The 15,089-nt window shown below is 62.8% G+C and carries 11 protein-coding genes; all 11 read right to left on the bottom strand.

Annotated elements, in window-relative coordinates; translation table 11 throughout:
• Positions 1 to 128: GTP-binding protein (locus VJR90_10190; protein ID HKV97840.1), on the bottom strand; the 128-nt coding region annotated here is incomplete at its 3' end.
• Positions 129 to 163: 35 nt separating this feature from the next.
• The gene (gene fusA, locus VJR90_10185) at positions 164 to 2,263 is read right to left on the bottom strand and encodes an elongation factor G (GenBank protein HKV97839.1); all 2,100 of its coding nucleotides are present in this window, start codon (positions 2,261 to 2,263) and stop codon (positions 164 to 166) included.
• Between the two features lie 35 nt (positions 2,264 to 2,298).
• Complete coding sequence (gene rpsG / locus VJR90_10180; GenBank protein HKV97838.1) at positions 2,299 to 2,769, bottom strand: 30S ribosomal protein S7; 471 nt, start codon at positions 2,767 to 2,769, stop codon at positions 2,299 to 2,301.
• 16 nt (positions 2,770 to 2,785) lie between these two features.
• Complete coding sequence (rpsL, locus tag VJR90_10175; GenBank protein HKV97837.1) at positions 2,786 to 3,160, bottom strand: 30S ribosomal protein S12; 375 nt, start codon at positions 3,158 to 3,160, stop codon at positions 2,786 to 2,788.
• Positions 3,161 to 3,367: 207 nt separating this feature from the next.
• Positions 3,368 to 7,609, bottom strand: a complete 4,242-nt coding sequence (gene rpoC / locus VJR90_10170) for a DNA-directed RNA polymerase subunit beta' (GenBank protein ID HKV97836.1) — start codon at positions 7,607 to 7,609, stop codon at positions 3,368 to 3,370.
• A 56-nt stretch (positions 7,610 to 7,665) separates the two neighbouring features.
• On the bottom strand, positions 7,666 to 11,811 hold the full coding sequence (gene rpoB, locus VJR90_10165) for a DNA-directed RNA polymerase subunit beta (protein ID HKV97835.1): 4,146 nt from the start codon (positions 11,809 to 11,811) through the stop codon (positions 7,666 to 7,668).
• 257 nt (positions 11,812 to 12,068) lie between these two features.
• Positions 12,069 to 12,449 (bottom strand): 50S ribosomal protein L7/L12, encoded by a 381-nt coding sequence (gene rplL / locus VJR90_10160; GenBank protein ID HKV97834.1) that lies wholly within the window; start codon positions 12,447 to 12,449, stop codon positions 12,069 to 12,071.
• 40 nt (positions 12,450 to 12,489) lie between these two features.
• A complete protein-coding gene (gene rplJ / locus VJR90_10155; GenBank protein ID HKV97833.1) occupies positions 12,490 to 13,017 on the bottom strand; it encodes a 50S ribosomal protein L10 in 528 nt (175 codons plus the stop codon).
• Positions 13,018 to 13,384: 367 nt separating this feature from the next.
• Positions 13,385 to 14,083: a 50S ribosomal protein L1 gene (gene rplA, locus VJR90_10150; protein HKV97832.1), complete on the bottom strand. Its 699-nt coding sequence runs from the start codon at positions 14,081 to 14,083 to the stop codon at positions 13,385 to 13,387.
• Between the two features lies 1 nt (position 14,084).
• A complete protein-coding gene (rplK, locus tag VJR90_10145) occupies positions 14,085 to 14,516 on the bottom strand; it encodes a 50S ribosomal protein L11 (GenBank protein HKV97831.1) in 432 nt (143 codons plus the stop codon).
• Between the two features lie 115 nt (positions 14,517 to 14,631).
• Positions 14,632 to 15,089, bottom strand: a 458-nt coding sequence (nusG, locus tag VJR90_10140) for a transcription termination/antitermination protein NusG (protein ID HKV97830.1), incomplete at its 5' end; no start/stop codon positions are given.

The following is a 15,089-nucleotide window of genomic DNA, read 5'->3' as shown; positions in this document are numbered from 1 at the left end:
TCACCACCAAATTTCTTCGACTGAATCACCGTCAACGCCGCCGTCAACGTGGTCTTGCCGTGATCCACATGCCCAATCGTCCCCACGTTTACATGCGGCTTCTTGCGCTCGTATTTTGCCTTGGACACGGTTGCTACTCCTGGTAAGCTCAATTCACGGGATTTTACGACGCTTTCTTGATCACCGCCTCGGCCACATTGGCGGGCGTTTCCATGTATTTCTCGAATTCCATCGAATAGGTTGCGCGGCCCTGGGTGGCCGAACGCATGGAGGTGGCATAACCGAACATCTCCGCGAGCGGCACTTCGGCACGCACGATCTTGCCCGCGGGGGCATCTTCGGTGCCCTGCACGATGCCGCGCCGGCGATTCAGGTCGCCGATGATGTCGCCCATGAAGTCCTCAGGCGTCACCACTTCGACTTTCATGATCGGCTCGAGGAGCACAGGACGCGCCTTCTTGCAGCCTTCCTTGAAGCCCATGGAACCGGCGGTCTTGAACGCCATTTCGTTGGAATCCACGTCGTGATAGGAACCGTCGAAGATCGTGACCTTCACGTCCACCACCGGGTAACCTGCAAGCACGCCGTTCTTCATCTGCTCCTGGATACCCTTGTCCACCGCCGGGATGTACTCGCGCGGCACCACGCCGCCGACAATGCCATTCACGAACTCGTAGCCCTTGCCCGCCGGCTGCGGCTCGAGTTTGAGCCACACGTGTCCGTACTGGCCACGGCCGCCCGACTGGCGGATGAACTTGCCTTCCGATTCCACGCTCGCGCGTATGGTCTCGCGGTAAGCCACCTGCGGCTTGCCGACATTGGCTTCGACCTTGAACTCGCGTTTCATGCGGTCCACGATGATTTCGAGGTGCAGCTCACCCATGCCCGAGATTATGGTCTGGGCGGTTTCCTCGTCGGTATGCACCCTGAATGACGGGTCTTCCTGCGCCAGTTTCTGCAGCGCGATGCCCATCTTTTCCTGGTCGGCCTTGGTCTTGGGCTCGACCGCCACCGAGATCACCGGCTCGGGGAATTCCATCTTCTCGAGGATGATGATCTTGTCCGGGTCGGTCAGCGTGTCGCCGGTAGACACGTCTTTCAGGCCTACGGCCGCGGCGATGTCGCCGGCGCATACTTCCTTGATTTCCCTGCGATCATTGGCGTGCATCTGCAGGATGCGGCCGATGCGCTCTTTGCGGCTCTTGATCGGGTTGTACACGGTATCGCCGGAATTCAGCACTCCGGAATACACGCGAAAGAACGTGAGCGTGCCCACGAAGGGGTCGCTCATGATCTTGAAAGCCAAGGCCGAGAACGGCTCGTCGTCGCGCGGATGGCGCTCGGCGGGCGAGCTGTCCTTGTCGTCGAGATGGCCCCTGACCGCGGGAATATCCGCCGGCGCGGGCAGATAATACACCACGGCGTCCAGCATCATCTGCACGCCCTTGTTCTTGAACGCCGAGCCGCACAGCATCGGCACGATTTCGTTGCGGATGGTGCGCGCGCGCAGGCCCTGGTGGATTTCTTCCGCGCTGAGTTCCTGGCCTTCCAGATACTTGTGCATGAGCGCGTCGGAACCTTCGGCTGCCGCCTCCACCATCTTGTCGTGCCATTCCTTGGCCTGGGCCTGGAGTTCCGCGGGAATGTCCTGCTCTTCGAAGCGCATGCCCTGGGTGGAATCATCCCAGTAGATGGCTTTCATCTTCACCAGATCCACCACGCCCTTGAAGTTTTCTTCGGCGCCGATGGGAATCTCGATGGGCACAGGCTTCGCGCCCAGACGCTCCTGGATCTGCTTATAGACACGAAAGAAATTCGCGCCCGCGCGATCCATCTTGTTGACGAACGCGAGCCGCGGCACGCCATACTTGGTGGCTTGGCGCCACACGGTTTCGGATTGCGGCTCGACGCCGCCCACCGCGCAGAATACCGCGCAGGCTCCGTCCAGCACCCTGAGCGAGCGCTCCACCTCGATGGTGAAGTCCACGTGACCGGGCGTGTCAATGATGTTGATGCGGTGCTCGGGCAAGTTGTGATCCATGCCCTTCCAGAAGCAGGTGGTGGCCGCCGAGGTGATGGTGATGCCGCGCTCCTGTTCCTGCTCCATCCAGTCCATGACGGCCGCGCCGTCGTGCACTTCGCCGATCTTGTGAGACACGCCGGTGTAGAACAGGATGCGCTCGGTCGTGGTGGTCTTGCCGGCATCAATGTGCGCCATGATGCCGATGTTGCGGTAGCGCTCGATGGGAGTATGACGGGCCACGACGAAGTCCTCGGAACGAAATCCCGGAAACCGGATTACCAGCGATAGTGCGCGAAGGCCTTGTTGGCCTCGGCCATGCGATGCACGTCTTCGCGCTTCTTGACGGCGTTGCCGCGATTCTCAGCGGCTTCCAGCAATTCACCGGCGAGCCGCTGCGGCATGGACTTCTCGCCGCGCGCGCGCGCCGACTCGATGATCCAGCGCATGGCAAGCGCCTGCTGGCGCACCGGGCGCACTTCGACCGGCACCTGATAGGTGGCGCCGCCCACGCGCCGCGATTTGACCTCGACCATGGGGCGCACGTTTTCGAGTGCGCGATCCAGCACTTCCATGGGCTCGGCGCCGCGCTTGCCGCCGATCTGATCGAGCGCGCCGTACACGATACGCTCGGCTACGGCCTTCTTGCCGCTTTTCATCACCATATTGATGAACTTGGCGAGCTTGTCGCTCCCGAACTTGGGATCCGGCAGGACGGTGCGCCGTTCAGCTTGTTTTCTGCGGGACATAAATTCTACCTGGCTGTCAGGACTTGGGACGTTTGGCGCCGTACTTGGAGCGGCCCTGCTTGCGGTCGCTCACGCCGGCGCAATCCAGCGAGCCGCGCACCGTGTGATAGCGCACGCCCGGCAGGTCCTTGACACGGCCGCCGCGGATCAGCACCACCGAGTGCTCCTGCAGATTATGGCCCTCGCCGCCGATGTAGCTGATCACCTCGAAACCGTTGGTGAGCCGCACCTTGGCCACCTTGCGCAGCGCCGAGTTCGGTTTTTTGGGCGTGGTGGTATACACGCGCGTGCACACGCCGCGCTTCTGCGGCGAGCCGCCCAGCGCCGGCACCCGGGTCTTTTCCAGTCTGCGGGTACGCGGTTTGCGCACCAACTGATTAAACGTCGCCATGAAACAACTCACGTTTCCGAGGTTGAGTAACGCTGAAAACCTGCAGGCTGACTGTCACCGGGGAAGAAGCAACAGGCCGGTCAAAACCGGCCTGTGTTTCGAAGTACCGCGGGGGCGACTGTCTTCGGGCCGCCACGCGCTGCCTGTAAAGCGCGGGAATTTTAGGGAGGTGGAGCGATACTGTCAAGAAAACCGCCCGCTCCACGCTCACCCCTGGGCTTGTTCCGCCGGTTGCGCCGCGACCGCCGGCGCTTCGGCTGGGGCTTCGCCGCCGCTGAACAGCGCCTCGGCCTCGGCCACCTGCTGGGCGGTGGTGTCCACCGCGGCTTCGGCGCGCTGCTTGCGCCGCTGCTCGTGGTAGGCGTACCCGGTGCCCGCCGGAATCAGGCGGCCGACGATGACGTTTTCCTTGAGCCCGCGCAGGCCATCCTGCAAGCCGCGCACCGAGGCCTCGGTCAGCACGCGCGTGGTCTCCTGGAATGACGCGGCCGAGATGAAAGATTCGGTCGCGAGCGAGGCTTTGGTGATGCCGAGCAGCAACGGCTTGATCTCGGCCTGGGCCTTGTCCTCGGCGCCTATCTTCTCGTTTTCTTCCAGCGCCCGGGAACGGTTCAGCTGTTCGCCGCGCAGGAAGCGGGTGGCACCGGAAGCGGCGATTTCCACCTTGCGCAGCATCTGGCGGATGATCACCTCGATGTGTTTGTCGTTGATCTTCACGCCCTGCAGCCGGTACACGTCCTGGATCTCGCGCACCAGATAGTCGGCGAGCGCGGTCACACCCAGCAGCCGCAGGATGTCGTGCGGATTGAGTTCGCCGTCGGCGATGACCTCGCCTTTCTCCACGCGTTCGCCCTCGAACACGTTGACCGTGCGCCATTTGGGGATCAACAGCTCATGCGGCTCATTGTTGTCGTCAGCGATAATCAGCCGCTGCTTGCCCTTGGTGTCCTTGCCGAACGCCACGGTGCCGGACACCTCGGCGAGAATCGCGGGCTCCTTGGGTTTACGCGCCTCGAACAGGTCTGCGACCCGCGGCAAACCGCCGGTGATGTCGCGCGTCTTGGTGGACTCCTGCGGGATGCGCGCGATCACGTCGCCTACGCCCACGCGCGCGCCGTCCTCGACCGAGACAATGGCGCCGGGCGGCAACTGGTAGTACGCGGGGATTTCCGTGCCCGCGAGCAGCAGTCCGCGGCCCTTGTCGTCCACGAGCCGCACCGTGGGACGCAGATCCTTGCCGAGCGTGCCGCGCATCTTGGGGTCGGTAATCACGACACTGGAGATGCCGGTGACTTCGTCTACCTGGCGGTTGACGGTGATGCCTTCGACAAAGTCGTGGAACTGCAGCGTGCCGGCCACTTCGGTGACCACCGGATGGGTGTGCGGATCCCAGGTGGCAGCGAGTTGTCCGGCCTCGGCTTTGGCGCCCTCGACCAGGATGATGCTCGCACCGTAGGGGATCTTGTAACGCTCGCGCTCGCGCCCGAACTCGTCGATCACACCGAGTTCGCCGGAACGCGACACCGCCACCCAGTGACCCTTGGCATGTTTCACGGTCTTGATGTTGTGCAGCTTGACGGTGCCTGCGGCCTTGATCTCCACGCTGGAAACCGCCGCCGCGCGTGAAGCCGCGCCGCCGATGTGGAAGGTGCGCATGGTGAGCTGCGTGCCCGGTTCGCCGATGGATTGCGCGGCAATCACGCCCACCGCCTCGCCGATGTTGACGCGCATGCCGCGCGCCAGATCGCGACCATAACACTGCGCGCATACGCCATAACGCGTTGCGCAGGTAATGGGCGAGCGCACCTTGACGAGGTCCACGCCCAGCTCTTCGAGTTTCTCCACCCAGCGCTCGTCCAGCAGCGTGCCGGCCTCCACCAGCAGCTTCTTGCTGCCCGGCGCCTGCACATCTTCGGCGAGCACTCGCCCCAGCACGCGTTCGCGCAAAGGCTCGACCACATCGCCGCCCTCGACGATGGGCTTCATGTACAGGCCCTCGTGCGTGCCGCAATCCACTTCGGTGACCACCAGATCCTGGGCCACGTCCACCAGTCGCCGCGTCAGATAGCCCGAGTTCGCGGTCTTCAGGGCGGTATCCGCAAGACCCTTGCGCGCGCCGTGCGTGGAGATGAAGTACTGCAGCACGTTCAGGCCTTCGCGGAAGTTCGCGGTGATCGGCGTCTCGATGATGGAGCCGTCGGGCTTGGCCATGAGGCCACGCATGCCCGCGAGCTGCCGGATCTGCGCGGCGCTGCCGCGCGCGCCGGAATCCGCCATCATGTAGATGGAGTTGTAGGACGGCTGGCGCAGCTTGTTGCCCTTGTAGTCGGCGACCTCCTCGGTGCCGAGCTTGTCCATCATGGCTTTGGCCACCTGCTCATTGGTGCGTGACCAGATGTCCACCACCTTGTTGTAACGCTCGCCGTTGGTCACCAGTCCCGAAGCGTACTGGTTCTCGATTTCCTTCACTTCGATTTCGGCGCCGCGCAGGATGCGGCCCTTCTCGTCCGGCACCACCATGTCGTTGACGCCGATGGACACGCCGGCCCGCGTCGCGTAATTGAACCCCGTGTACATGAGCTTGTCGGCAAACACCACGGTTTCCTTCAGGCCCACGCGCCGGTAACAGGCGTTGATGAGCGCCGAGATCGCCTTCTTGGTCAGGTCGCGGTTGATGAGTTCGAACGCCAGCCCCCGGGGCAGGATGTCCGACAGCAGCGAGCGCCCGACGGTGGTTTTGACGCGGCGCGTGCGGGTTTCGAAGCTGCCGTCGTCGCGGATCACGTGATCCGTGACGCGCACCTGCACGCGCGCCTGCAGATCCACCTCGCGGTTTTCCCAGGCGCGGTGTGCCTCGGCGACATCAGAGAACAGCGCGCCCTCGCCCTTGGCATTGACGCGCTCGCGCGTCATGTAATACAGGCCCAGCACCACGTCCTGCGAGGGCACGATGATGGGGTCGCCGTTCGCGGGCGACAGGATGTTGTTGGAGCTCATCATGAGCGCGCGCGCTTCGAGCTGCGCTTCAAGCGACAGCGGCACGTGCACCGCCATCTGGTCGCCGTCGAAGTCCGCGTTGAACGCGGTGCACACCAGCGGATGCAACTGGATGGCCTTGCCCTCGATGAGCAACGGTTCGAAGGCCTGGATGCCCAGGCGGTGCAGCGTAGGCGCGCGATTCAGCATCACCGGATGCTCGCGGATCACCTCTTCCAGGATGTCCCAGACCTCCGGGCCCTCGCGCTCGACCATCTTCTTGGCGGCCTTGATGGTGGTAGCCATGCCGCGCAGTTGCAGCTTGGAAAAGATGAACGGCTTGAAAAGTTCCAGCGCCATCTTCTTCGGCAGGCCACACTGATGCAGCTTCAAGCCCGGGCCCACCACGATTACCGAGCGCCCCGAGTAGTCCACGCGTTTGCCGAGCAGGTTCTGGCGGAAGCGCCCCTGCTTGCCCTTGATCATGTCGGCCAGCGACTTGAGCGCACGTTTGTTGGAGCCGGTGATGGCACGGCCGCGGCGGCCGTTGTCCAGCAGCGCGTCCACCGCCTCCTGCAGCATGCGCTTTTCGTTGCGCACGATGATGTCCGGCGCATTCAGCTCCAGCAACCGCTTCAAGCGGTTGTTGCGGTTGATGACGCGGCGATACAAGTCATTGAGGTCGGAGGTCGCGAAGCGCCCGCCGTCCAGCGGCACCAGCGGCCGCAAATCCGGCGGCAGCACCGGCAGCACCGTCATCACCATCCACTCCGGTTTGTTGCCGGATTCAATGAACGATTCCATGAGTTTCAGGCGCTTCGCCAGGCGTTTGATCTTGGTCTCGGAATTGGTATCCGCGATGTCCTCGCGCAGCTTGGCGGCTTCCTTCTCGAGATCAATGCTCTTCAGCAGCTCGTAAACGGCTTCCGCACCCATGCGCGCATCGAAATCGTCGCCGTGTTCCTCGATGGCATCGAGATAGGACTCGTCGGAAAGCAGCTGGCCGCGCTCGAGCGGCGTCATGCCCGGATCGATCACCACGAAGGCTTCGAAATACAGCACGCGCTCGATCTCGCGCAAGGTCATGTCGAGCATCAGCCCGATGCGCGAGGGTAGCGACTTCAGGTACCAGATGTGCGCCACCGGCGAGGCGAGTTCGATGTGACCCATGCGCTCGCGGCGCACCTTGGCGACCGTGACCTCGACGCCGCACTTCTCGCAGATCACGCCGCGGTGCTTGAGGCGCTTGTACTTGCCGCACAGGCACTCGTAGTCCTTGACCGGGCCGAAAATCTTGGCGCAAAACAGGCCGTCGCGCTCCGGCTTGAAGGTGCGGTAGTTGATGGTCTCGGGCTTCTTGACCTCGCCGTAGGACCAGGAGTGAATCAGCTCCGGCGACGCCAGCGCGATGCGCAACGCATCAAAGTCCTCGACCTGGCCTTGTTGCCTCAACAGCTTGAGTAAGTCTTTCATGTTTGCTTCACCGTCAAATTACTGGTTGCAATGATCGCCGCGGGAACGCCTGTGGCTCAGTCCTGTTCCAGCTCGATATTGATGGCCAGCGAACGAATTTCCTTGACCAGCACGTTGAAGGACTCGGGCATGCCGGCCTCCATGCGATGGTCGCCATCCACGATGTTCTTGTACATCTTGGTGCGTCCCACGGTGTCGTCGGACTTGACCGTGAGCATCTCCTGCAGCGTGTAGGCCGCGCCATAGGCTTCCAGCGCCCAGACTTCCATTTCGCCGAAGCGCTGTCCGCCGAACTGCGCCTTGCCGCCCAGCGGCTGCTGCGTCACCAGCGAGTACGGCCCGGTGGAACGCGCATGCATCTTGTCGTCCACCAGGTGGTTGAGCTTGAGCATGTACATGTAGCCCACGGTTATCTGCCGCTGGAAGGCTTCGCCGGTGCGCCCGTCGTACAGCGTGGTCTGGCCGGATTCCGGCAGGCCCACGATGCGCAGCAGGTGCTTGATTTCATCTTCGCTCGCACCGTCGAACACCGGCGTGGCCACCGGCAAGCCCTCGCGCAGGTTGTGCGCGAGCGCACCGATTTCCGTGTCGTTGAATGCCGCGAGGTCTTCCTTGCGGCCGCCGGTGCGGTTGTACACCTGTTCCAGGAACTTGCGCAGTTCCTCGGCCTTGGCCTGCTCGTCGAGCATGCGCCCAATCTTCTGGCCGATGCCTTTTGCCGCCCAGCCCAGATGCGTCTCGAGGATCTGGCCGATGTTCATGCGCGAAGGCACGCCCAGCGGATTCAGCACCACGTCCACCGGTGTGCCGTCCGCCATGTACGGCATGTCCTCGACTGGCACGATCATGGAGATCACGCCCTTGTTGCCGTGGCGGCCGGCCATCTTGTCGCCCGGCTGCACCCGGCGTTTGACCGCGAGGTATACCTTGACCATCTTGATCACGCCCGGTGCCAGGTCGTCGCCCGCGGTGATTTTGCGTTTCTTCTCTTCGTAACGCCGCTCAAATTCGTGATGCTGGCCCTTGAGCGTAGTCGCGACCTTCTCGAGCTGCTCGTTGGCCTCATCGTTCTTCAGGCGAATCTCGAACCAGTTCTCGCGCGGCAGTTCCTCGAGATAGCCCTTGGTGATCTTGTTGCCGGCCTTGAGTCCTTTGGGCCCGCCTTCGGCCACCTTGCCGAGCAGCATGCGCTCGACGCGCTGGAAGATGTCCTCCTCCAGGATGCGGCGCTGATCGTTCAAGTCCTTGCGCACTTTCTCGAGTTCGGCCTTCTCGATGCTGAGCGCACGCGCGTCCTTGTCCACGCCGTCGCGCGTAAACACGCGCACATCGATCACCGTGCCGTCCATGCCCGGCGGCACGCGCAGCGAAGTGTCCTTCACGTCGCTGGCCTTCTCGCCGAAGATGGCGCGCAGCAGTTTCTCCTCGGGAGTCAGCTGGGTCTCGCCCTTGGGCGTGACCTTGCCGACCAGGATGTCGCCGGCCTTGACCTCGGCGCCGATGAACGCGATGCCGGTTTCATCCAGCTTGCCGAGTGCGCCTTCGCCGACGTTGGGAATGTCGGCAGTGATTTCCTCGCTGCCGAGCTTGGTATCGCGTGCCACGCACGCCAGCTCCTCGATGTGGATGGTGGTGAAGCGTTCCTCTTCCACCACGCGCTCCGAGATCAGGATCGAGTCCTCGAAGTTGTAGCCATTCCAGGGCATGAAGGCCACCAGCATATTCTGGCCGAGCGCCAGTTCGCCAAGATTCGTGGACGGTCCGTCGGCCAGCACGTCGCCGCGCGCCAGCGCCTCACCCGGTTTGACCAGCGGCCGCTGGTTGATGCAGGTGTTCTGGTTGGAGCGCGTGTACTTGGTGAGGTTGTAGATGTCCACGCCCGGCTCGCCCGCATGGGTTTCCTCGTCGTTGACGCGCACCACGATGCGGCCCGCGTCCACGGAATCCACGCTGCCGCCGCGCTTTGCCACGACCACCACGCCGGAGTCAATCGCCACGGTGCGCTCAATGCCGGTGCCCACCAGCGGCTTTTCGGTACGCAGCGTGGGTACCGCCTGGCGCTGCATGTTCGAGCCCATGAGCGCGCGGTTGGCATCGTCGTGCTCGAGAAACGGGATGAGCGCCGCGGCAATCGAAACGATCTGCTTGGGCGAGACGTCAATGAAATTGATCTTGTCCGGTGCCGAGAGCGTGAATTCGTTCTGGTGGCGCACCGACACCAGCTCGTCCACGAAGCGCCCGTGTCCGTCGAGCTGCGCGTTGGCCTGCGCAATCACGTATTGGCCTTCCTCGATCGCCGAGAGGTACACGATCTCGTCGCTGACCTTGCCGTTGGTCACGCGCCGATAGGGAGTTTCCAGGAACCCGTATTCGTTGGTGCGCGCATACACCGACAGCGAATTGATCAGGCCGATGTTCGGGCCTTCCGGGGTCTCGATCGGGCACACTCGCCCGTAGTGGGTGGGATGCACGTCGCGCACTTCAAAGCCGGCGCGTTCGCGCGTCAGGCCACCGGGGCCAAGCGCCGACACGCGGCGCTTGTGCGTGACCTCGGACAGCGGGTTGTTCTGGTCCATGAATTGCGACAACTGCGAGGAGCCGAAGAACTCCTTGACCGCCGCCGATACCGGTTTGGCGTTAATGAGCTCCTGCGGCATCAGGCCTTCGCTCTCGGCGATTGCCAAGCGCTCCCGGACCGCGCGCTCCACGCGCACCAGGCCTATGCGGAACACGTTCTCCGCCATCTCGCCCACGGAACGCACCCGGCGGTTGCCGAGGTGATCGATGTCGTCCACCTGACCGTTGCCGTTGCGGATGTCAATCAGCACGCGCAGCGCATCCACGATGTCGGAGCTCTTGCCGAGCTCCTGGTAAAGTTTCTTGCAGAACTCGTCCTGGCGCTGGCTGAAGTACATGGCGTCGTAGAGCACGCCCGGGCCGGTCAGCGCCTGGCGGCCCACGCGCCGGTTGAATTTCATGCGCCCCACCACCGACAGGTCGTAGCGCTCGAGGGTAAAGAACAGATTGTGGAACAGCTGCTCGGCGGCGTCCTTGGTGGGCGGCTCGCCGGGGCGCATCATGCGGTAGATTTCCACCAGCGCCTCGAGCGGCGTGCGCGAGGGATCCACGCGCAGTGTGCTGGAGATGAATGCGCCGCGATCCAGATCATTGGTATAGATGGTGCGGATTTCCTTGACGCTGTGCTTGACCAAATCCTCGACCTTGGCCGCGGTCAGTTCTTCGTTGGCCTTGGCGAGTATTTCCCCGGTGGGGATCTGCACCACGTCGTGGGCCACGGTCTTGCCGGCCAGGTAAGCCGTCGGCACCGCCAGCGAGGCGACGCCGGCTTTTTCCAGCTCGCGGATGTGGCGCGCGGTGATGCGACGGCCTTCTTCCACCAGCACCTTGTTCTTGATCTTGATGTCGAAGGCGGCGGTTTCGCCGCGCAGCCGCTCCGGAACCAGGTCGAGCGTGATGCCTTCCTTGTTCAAATGGAAGGTGTTGGTTTCGAAGAACAGCTCCAGAATCTGGCTGTCGTTGTAGCCCAAAGCGCGCAACAGAATGGTGACCGGCAATTTGCGGCGTCGGTCGATGCGCACGAAGATGCAGTCCTTGGGGTCGAACTCGAAATCCAGCCACGAGCCGCGATAGGGAATCACGCGCGCGGAAAACAGGAGCTTGCCCGAGCTGTGGGTCTTGCCCTTGTCGTGCTCGAAGAACACGCCGGGCGATCGGTGCAGCTGTGACACGATCACGCGCTCGGTGCCATTGACGATGAAGGTGCCGTTGCCGGTCATGAGCGGCACTTCGCCCATGTAAACTTCCTGTTCCTTGACTTCCTTGGGACGGCGGTGCTCGAGCGGTACGTCCTTGTCGTAGAGCGCGAGACGCACCAGCACCCGCAGCGGCGCCGAGTAGGTCAGCCCGCGCATGATGCACTCCTTCTCGTCGAACGGCGGCTCGCCGAGTTTGTATTCGACGTACTCGAGCGCCGCGTTGCCGCTGTAGCTCGAGATCGGAAACACCGACTTGAATGCCGCGTGCAGGCCGGCATTCGCGCGTTCACGTGGCGGCTTGTCGATCTGCAGGAAATGACGGTAGGATTCGAGTTGGATGGCTAGAAGGTACGGCACGTCGAGCACGCTCGTACGCTTGCCAAAGTCCTTGCGGATACGCTTCTTTTCGGTGAATGTGTAGGCCATCTCGAGTACCTCGAAGCGCGCCCGCGGCGCGCGATTGAATTCCACACCTGCGATCCGGAACACCGGAGCGCGCGTGCCAGACAAAAACACGGAAAGGCCGGTGGCGCCCGCCACCAGCCGTTTCCGTTACTGGGCCATACGGCCCGTCACGATTCCGTCACTCCCGCGCAAGCGGGAATCCAGTGCTTTCGTTTTCGAGACACCGGACCCCGGCTCGGCGCACATCCATGTGCTGTCCGGGGTGAGGACTCCTGTCCTCACTTGACCTCGACGGACGCGCCGGCTGCTTCCAGGGCCTGCTTGAACTTGGCGGCATCGTCCTTGGACACGCCTTCCTTGACGTTCTGGGGAGCGCCTTCCACCAGGTCCTTGGCCTCTTTCAGGCCCAGGCCGGTGATGGTACGCACCGCCTTGATCACCTCGACCTTCTTCTCGCCCACCGTCTTCAAGATCACGGTGAACTCGGTCTTCTCTTCAGCGGGCGCCGCACCCGCGGCACCGCCCGCGGCCGGAGCCGCAGCTACCGCTGCCGCCGCGGACACGCCGAACTTCTGCTCCATCGCGGAGATCAGGTCCACGATCTCCATCACGCTCATCTTGGAAATGGTTTCCAGAATATCTTCTTTTGCAACAGCCATGGTCATTACTCCTGAATAAATGGGATTGCGAATCGGTTTATCAAGCCGCCTGCTTCTGGTCACGCACCGCCGCTACGGTGCGTACCAGTTTGGCGTGCGGTTCTGCCAGGGTACGAACCAACTTGGTGAGCGGTGCCAGCATCACGCCCATGAGCATGGCCAGCGCCTGCTCACGGGTCGGCAACTTGGCGAGCCGCTCCAGGTCCGTGGTCGGCAGCAGCTTGCCGCCGAGGGCCAGCGCCCTGATCACGAACAGTTCGTTGTCCTTGGCGAATTCCTTCACCACACGCGCGGCGGCACCTGGATCCTCTTTTGAGAACGCCAAAACCAGCGGCCCCTTGAGAGCATCCTTGAGGCACTCGAACTCGGTACCTGCGATGGCCCTTTTCGCCAGGGTGTTCTTGACGACCTTGAGCCAGACACCATTCTTGCGCGCCTTCACGCGCAGATTGGTGACCTGTTCCACGGTCAGTCCGCGGTATTCTGCGGCCACGGCGGAATACGCCTTGGCTGCCACCGCGTTCACCTCGGCGACCAGAGCCTGCTTGTCTTCCAGTCTCATCGGCACAGTTGTCACCTCCTGATGCGTCGCGTTGCACACGATGCACATTCCTTCGCGCATCACCCGGTCCATGTCACGGACCGCCCGGCGACCCAATCAGGCCAAACCCGATTCGAAGTCCACCGTCTGCGTGAGCCGGCGTCGCCGCCATTAAGTTGCCTGTTCTCCGAACAGGCTTCGCTCACGGTCTTTGACGTGCCACCGCCTTCGGTGGTGAGGAGTGAGGGGTGAGGAAGTGAGGGGTAAAATCCCCACAACCAACACCGGATCAACTCTTCAACTACACCAAGCCTTCGGCAACCTCAAATTCATTTGTGAGAAAGCCGGCGCAACTCTCTACGCCTCACTCCTCACACCTCACTTCAGAATTCGCTCACAAAGTGAGCGAATTCTGGTCTATCACGATGCCCGGTCCCATGGTAGAGGACACGGTCACCTTCTTCATATATATACCCTTGGCCGTGGCAGGCTTGACCTTGTTAACGTCAGCCAGCAGCGCATACAGGTTTTCCTTGAGAGCGCTGGCCTCGAAATCCGACTTGCCAATGCTGCAATGCACGATACCGGCCTTGTCGGCCCGGTAGCGCACCTGGCCGGTCTTGGCGTTCTTCACCGCGCCGGCCACGTCGGGTGTCACCGTGCCGACCTTGGGATTCGGCATCAGGCCGCGCGGACCCAGGATCTGGCCCAACTGGCCCACGACGCGCATGGCGTCGGGGCTTGCGATCACCACGTCGAAATCCATCTGCCCGGCCTTGATCTTTTCGGCCAGGTCCTCAAAACCGACGATGTCGGCGCCCGCCTGTTTCGCGGCCGCAGCGTTGGCGCCTTGGGCAAACACGGCCACGCGCACGCTCTTGCCGGTGCCGTGCGGCAGCACCGTCGAACCGCGTACCACCTGATCGGACTTCTTGGCGTCAATGCCGAGATTGATGGCGACGTCAACCGATTCGCGGAACTTTACCTTGGCAAATTCCCGGATCAGGGACATGGCCTCATCCACGGCATATTGCTTGCCCGGCGTGAGTTTTTCGCGGGCCACACGCATGCGTTTGCTGATTCTGGCGCTCATGTCACAGGCCCTCCACGTCCACGCCCATGCTGCGGGCGCTGCCGGCGATCGTGCGAATCGCGGCCTCCAGATCCGCCGCCGTCAGGTCGGGCATCTTCGCCTTGGCGATTTCCTCGACCTGCGCGCGCGTGATCTTGCCCACCTTGTCGGTGTTGGGGCGCGAGCTGCCTTTCTCGATCTTTGCCGCCTTGCGGATGAGCACCGCCGCCGGCGGCGTCTTCATCACGAAGGTGAAGCTCTTGTCCTGGTAAGCCGTGATCACCACGGGGACCGGCAGGCCCGGCTCCATCTTCTGCGTCTGGGCGTTGAACGCCTTGCAGAATTCCATGATGTTGAGGCCGCGCTGGCCGAGCGCGGGGCCGATGGGGGGGCTGGGATTCGCCTTGCCCGCCGGCACCTGAAGCTTGATGAAGCCGACTACTTTCTTCGCCATTGCCACTCCTTCGCGGGTTCAAGCGGGCGCGATTTTCGCGCCCTCCCCAATCAACTGCCGTGAATCGTGATTCGTGGGTCATGATGCGACCCGCCGAACACCCTTACCTCAACTGCTAAGCCTTTTCCACCTGGCTGAAGTCCAGCTCCACCGGTGTGGAGCGCCCGAAGATCGTCACCGACACGCGCAGCTTGTTCTTGTCGTAGTTGACGTCCTCGACGTTGCCGTGGAAGTCCGCGAACGGCCCTTCCTTCACGCGCACCGCCTCGCCCACCTCGAACAGCACTTTCGGGCGCGGCTTTTCCACGCCTTCCTGGATCTGGTGCAGGATGTTCTGCACTTCCTTCTCCGAGATCGGCGTCGGACGCGTCGCGGTGCCGCCAACGAAGCCCGTCACCTTCTGCGTGTTCTTGACGAGATGCCAGGTGTCGTCCGTCATCTCCATCTCGACCAGCACGTAGCCGGGGAAGAACTTGCGCTCGCTGATATTCTTCTGCCCGCTCTTCATCTCCACGACTTCCTCGACCGGCACCAGGATCTGGCCAAACTTGTCCTCCATGCCGGCCCGCCGGA

The organism is Gammaproteobacteria bacterium (genome assembly GCA_035279405.1).
In the GTDB taxonomy this organism is placed as follows: domain Bacteria; phylum Pseudomonadota; class Gammaproteobacteria; order Natronospirales; family REEB76; genus REEB76.
Note: the sequence above shows the minus strand (reverse complement) of the source record. Positions and strands in the feature narration are given on the sequence as shown.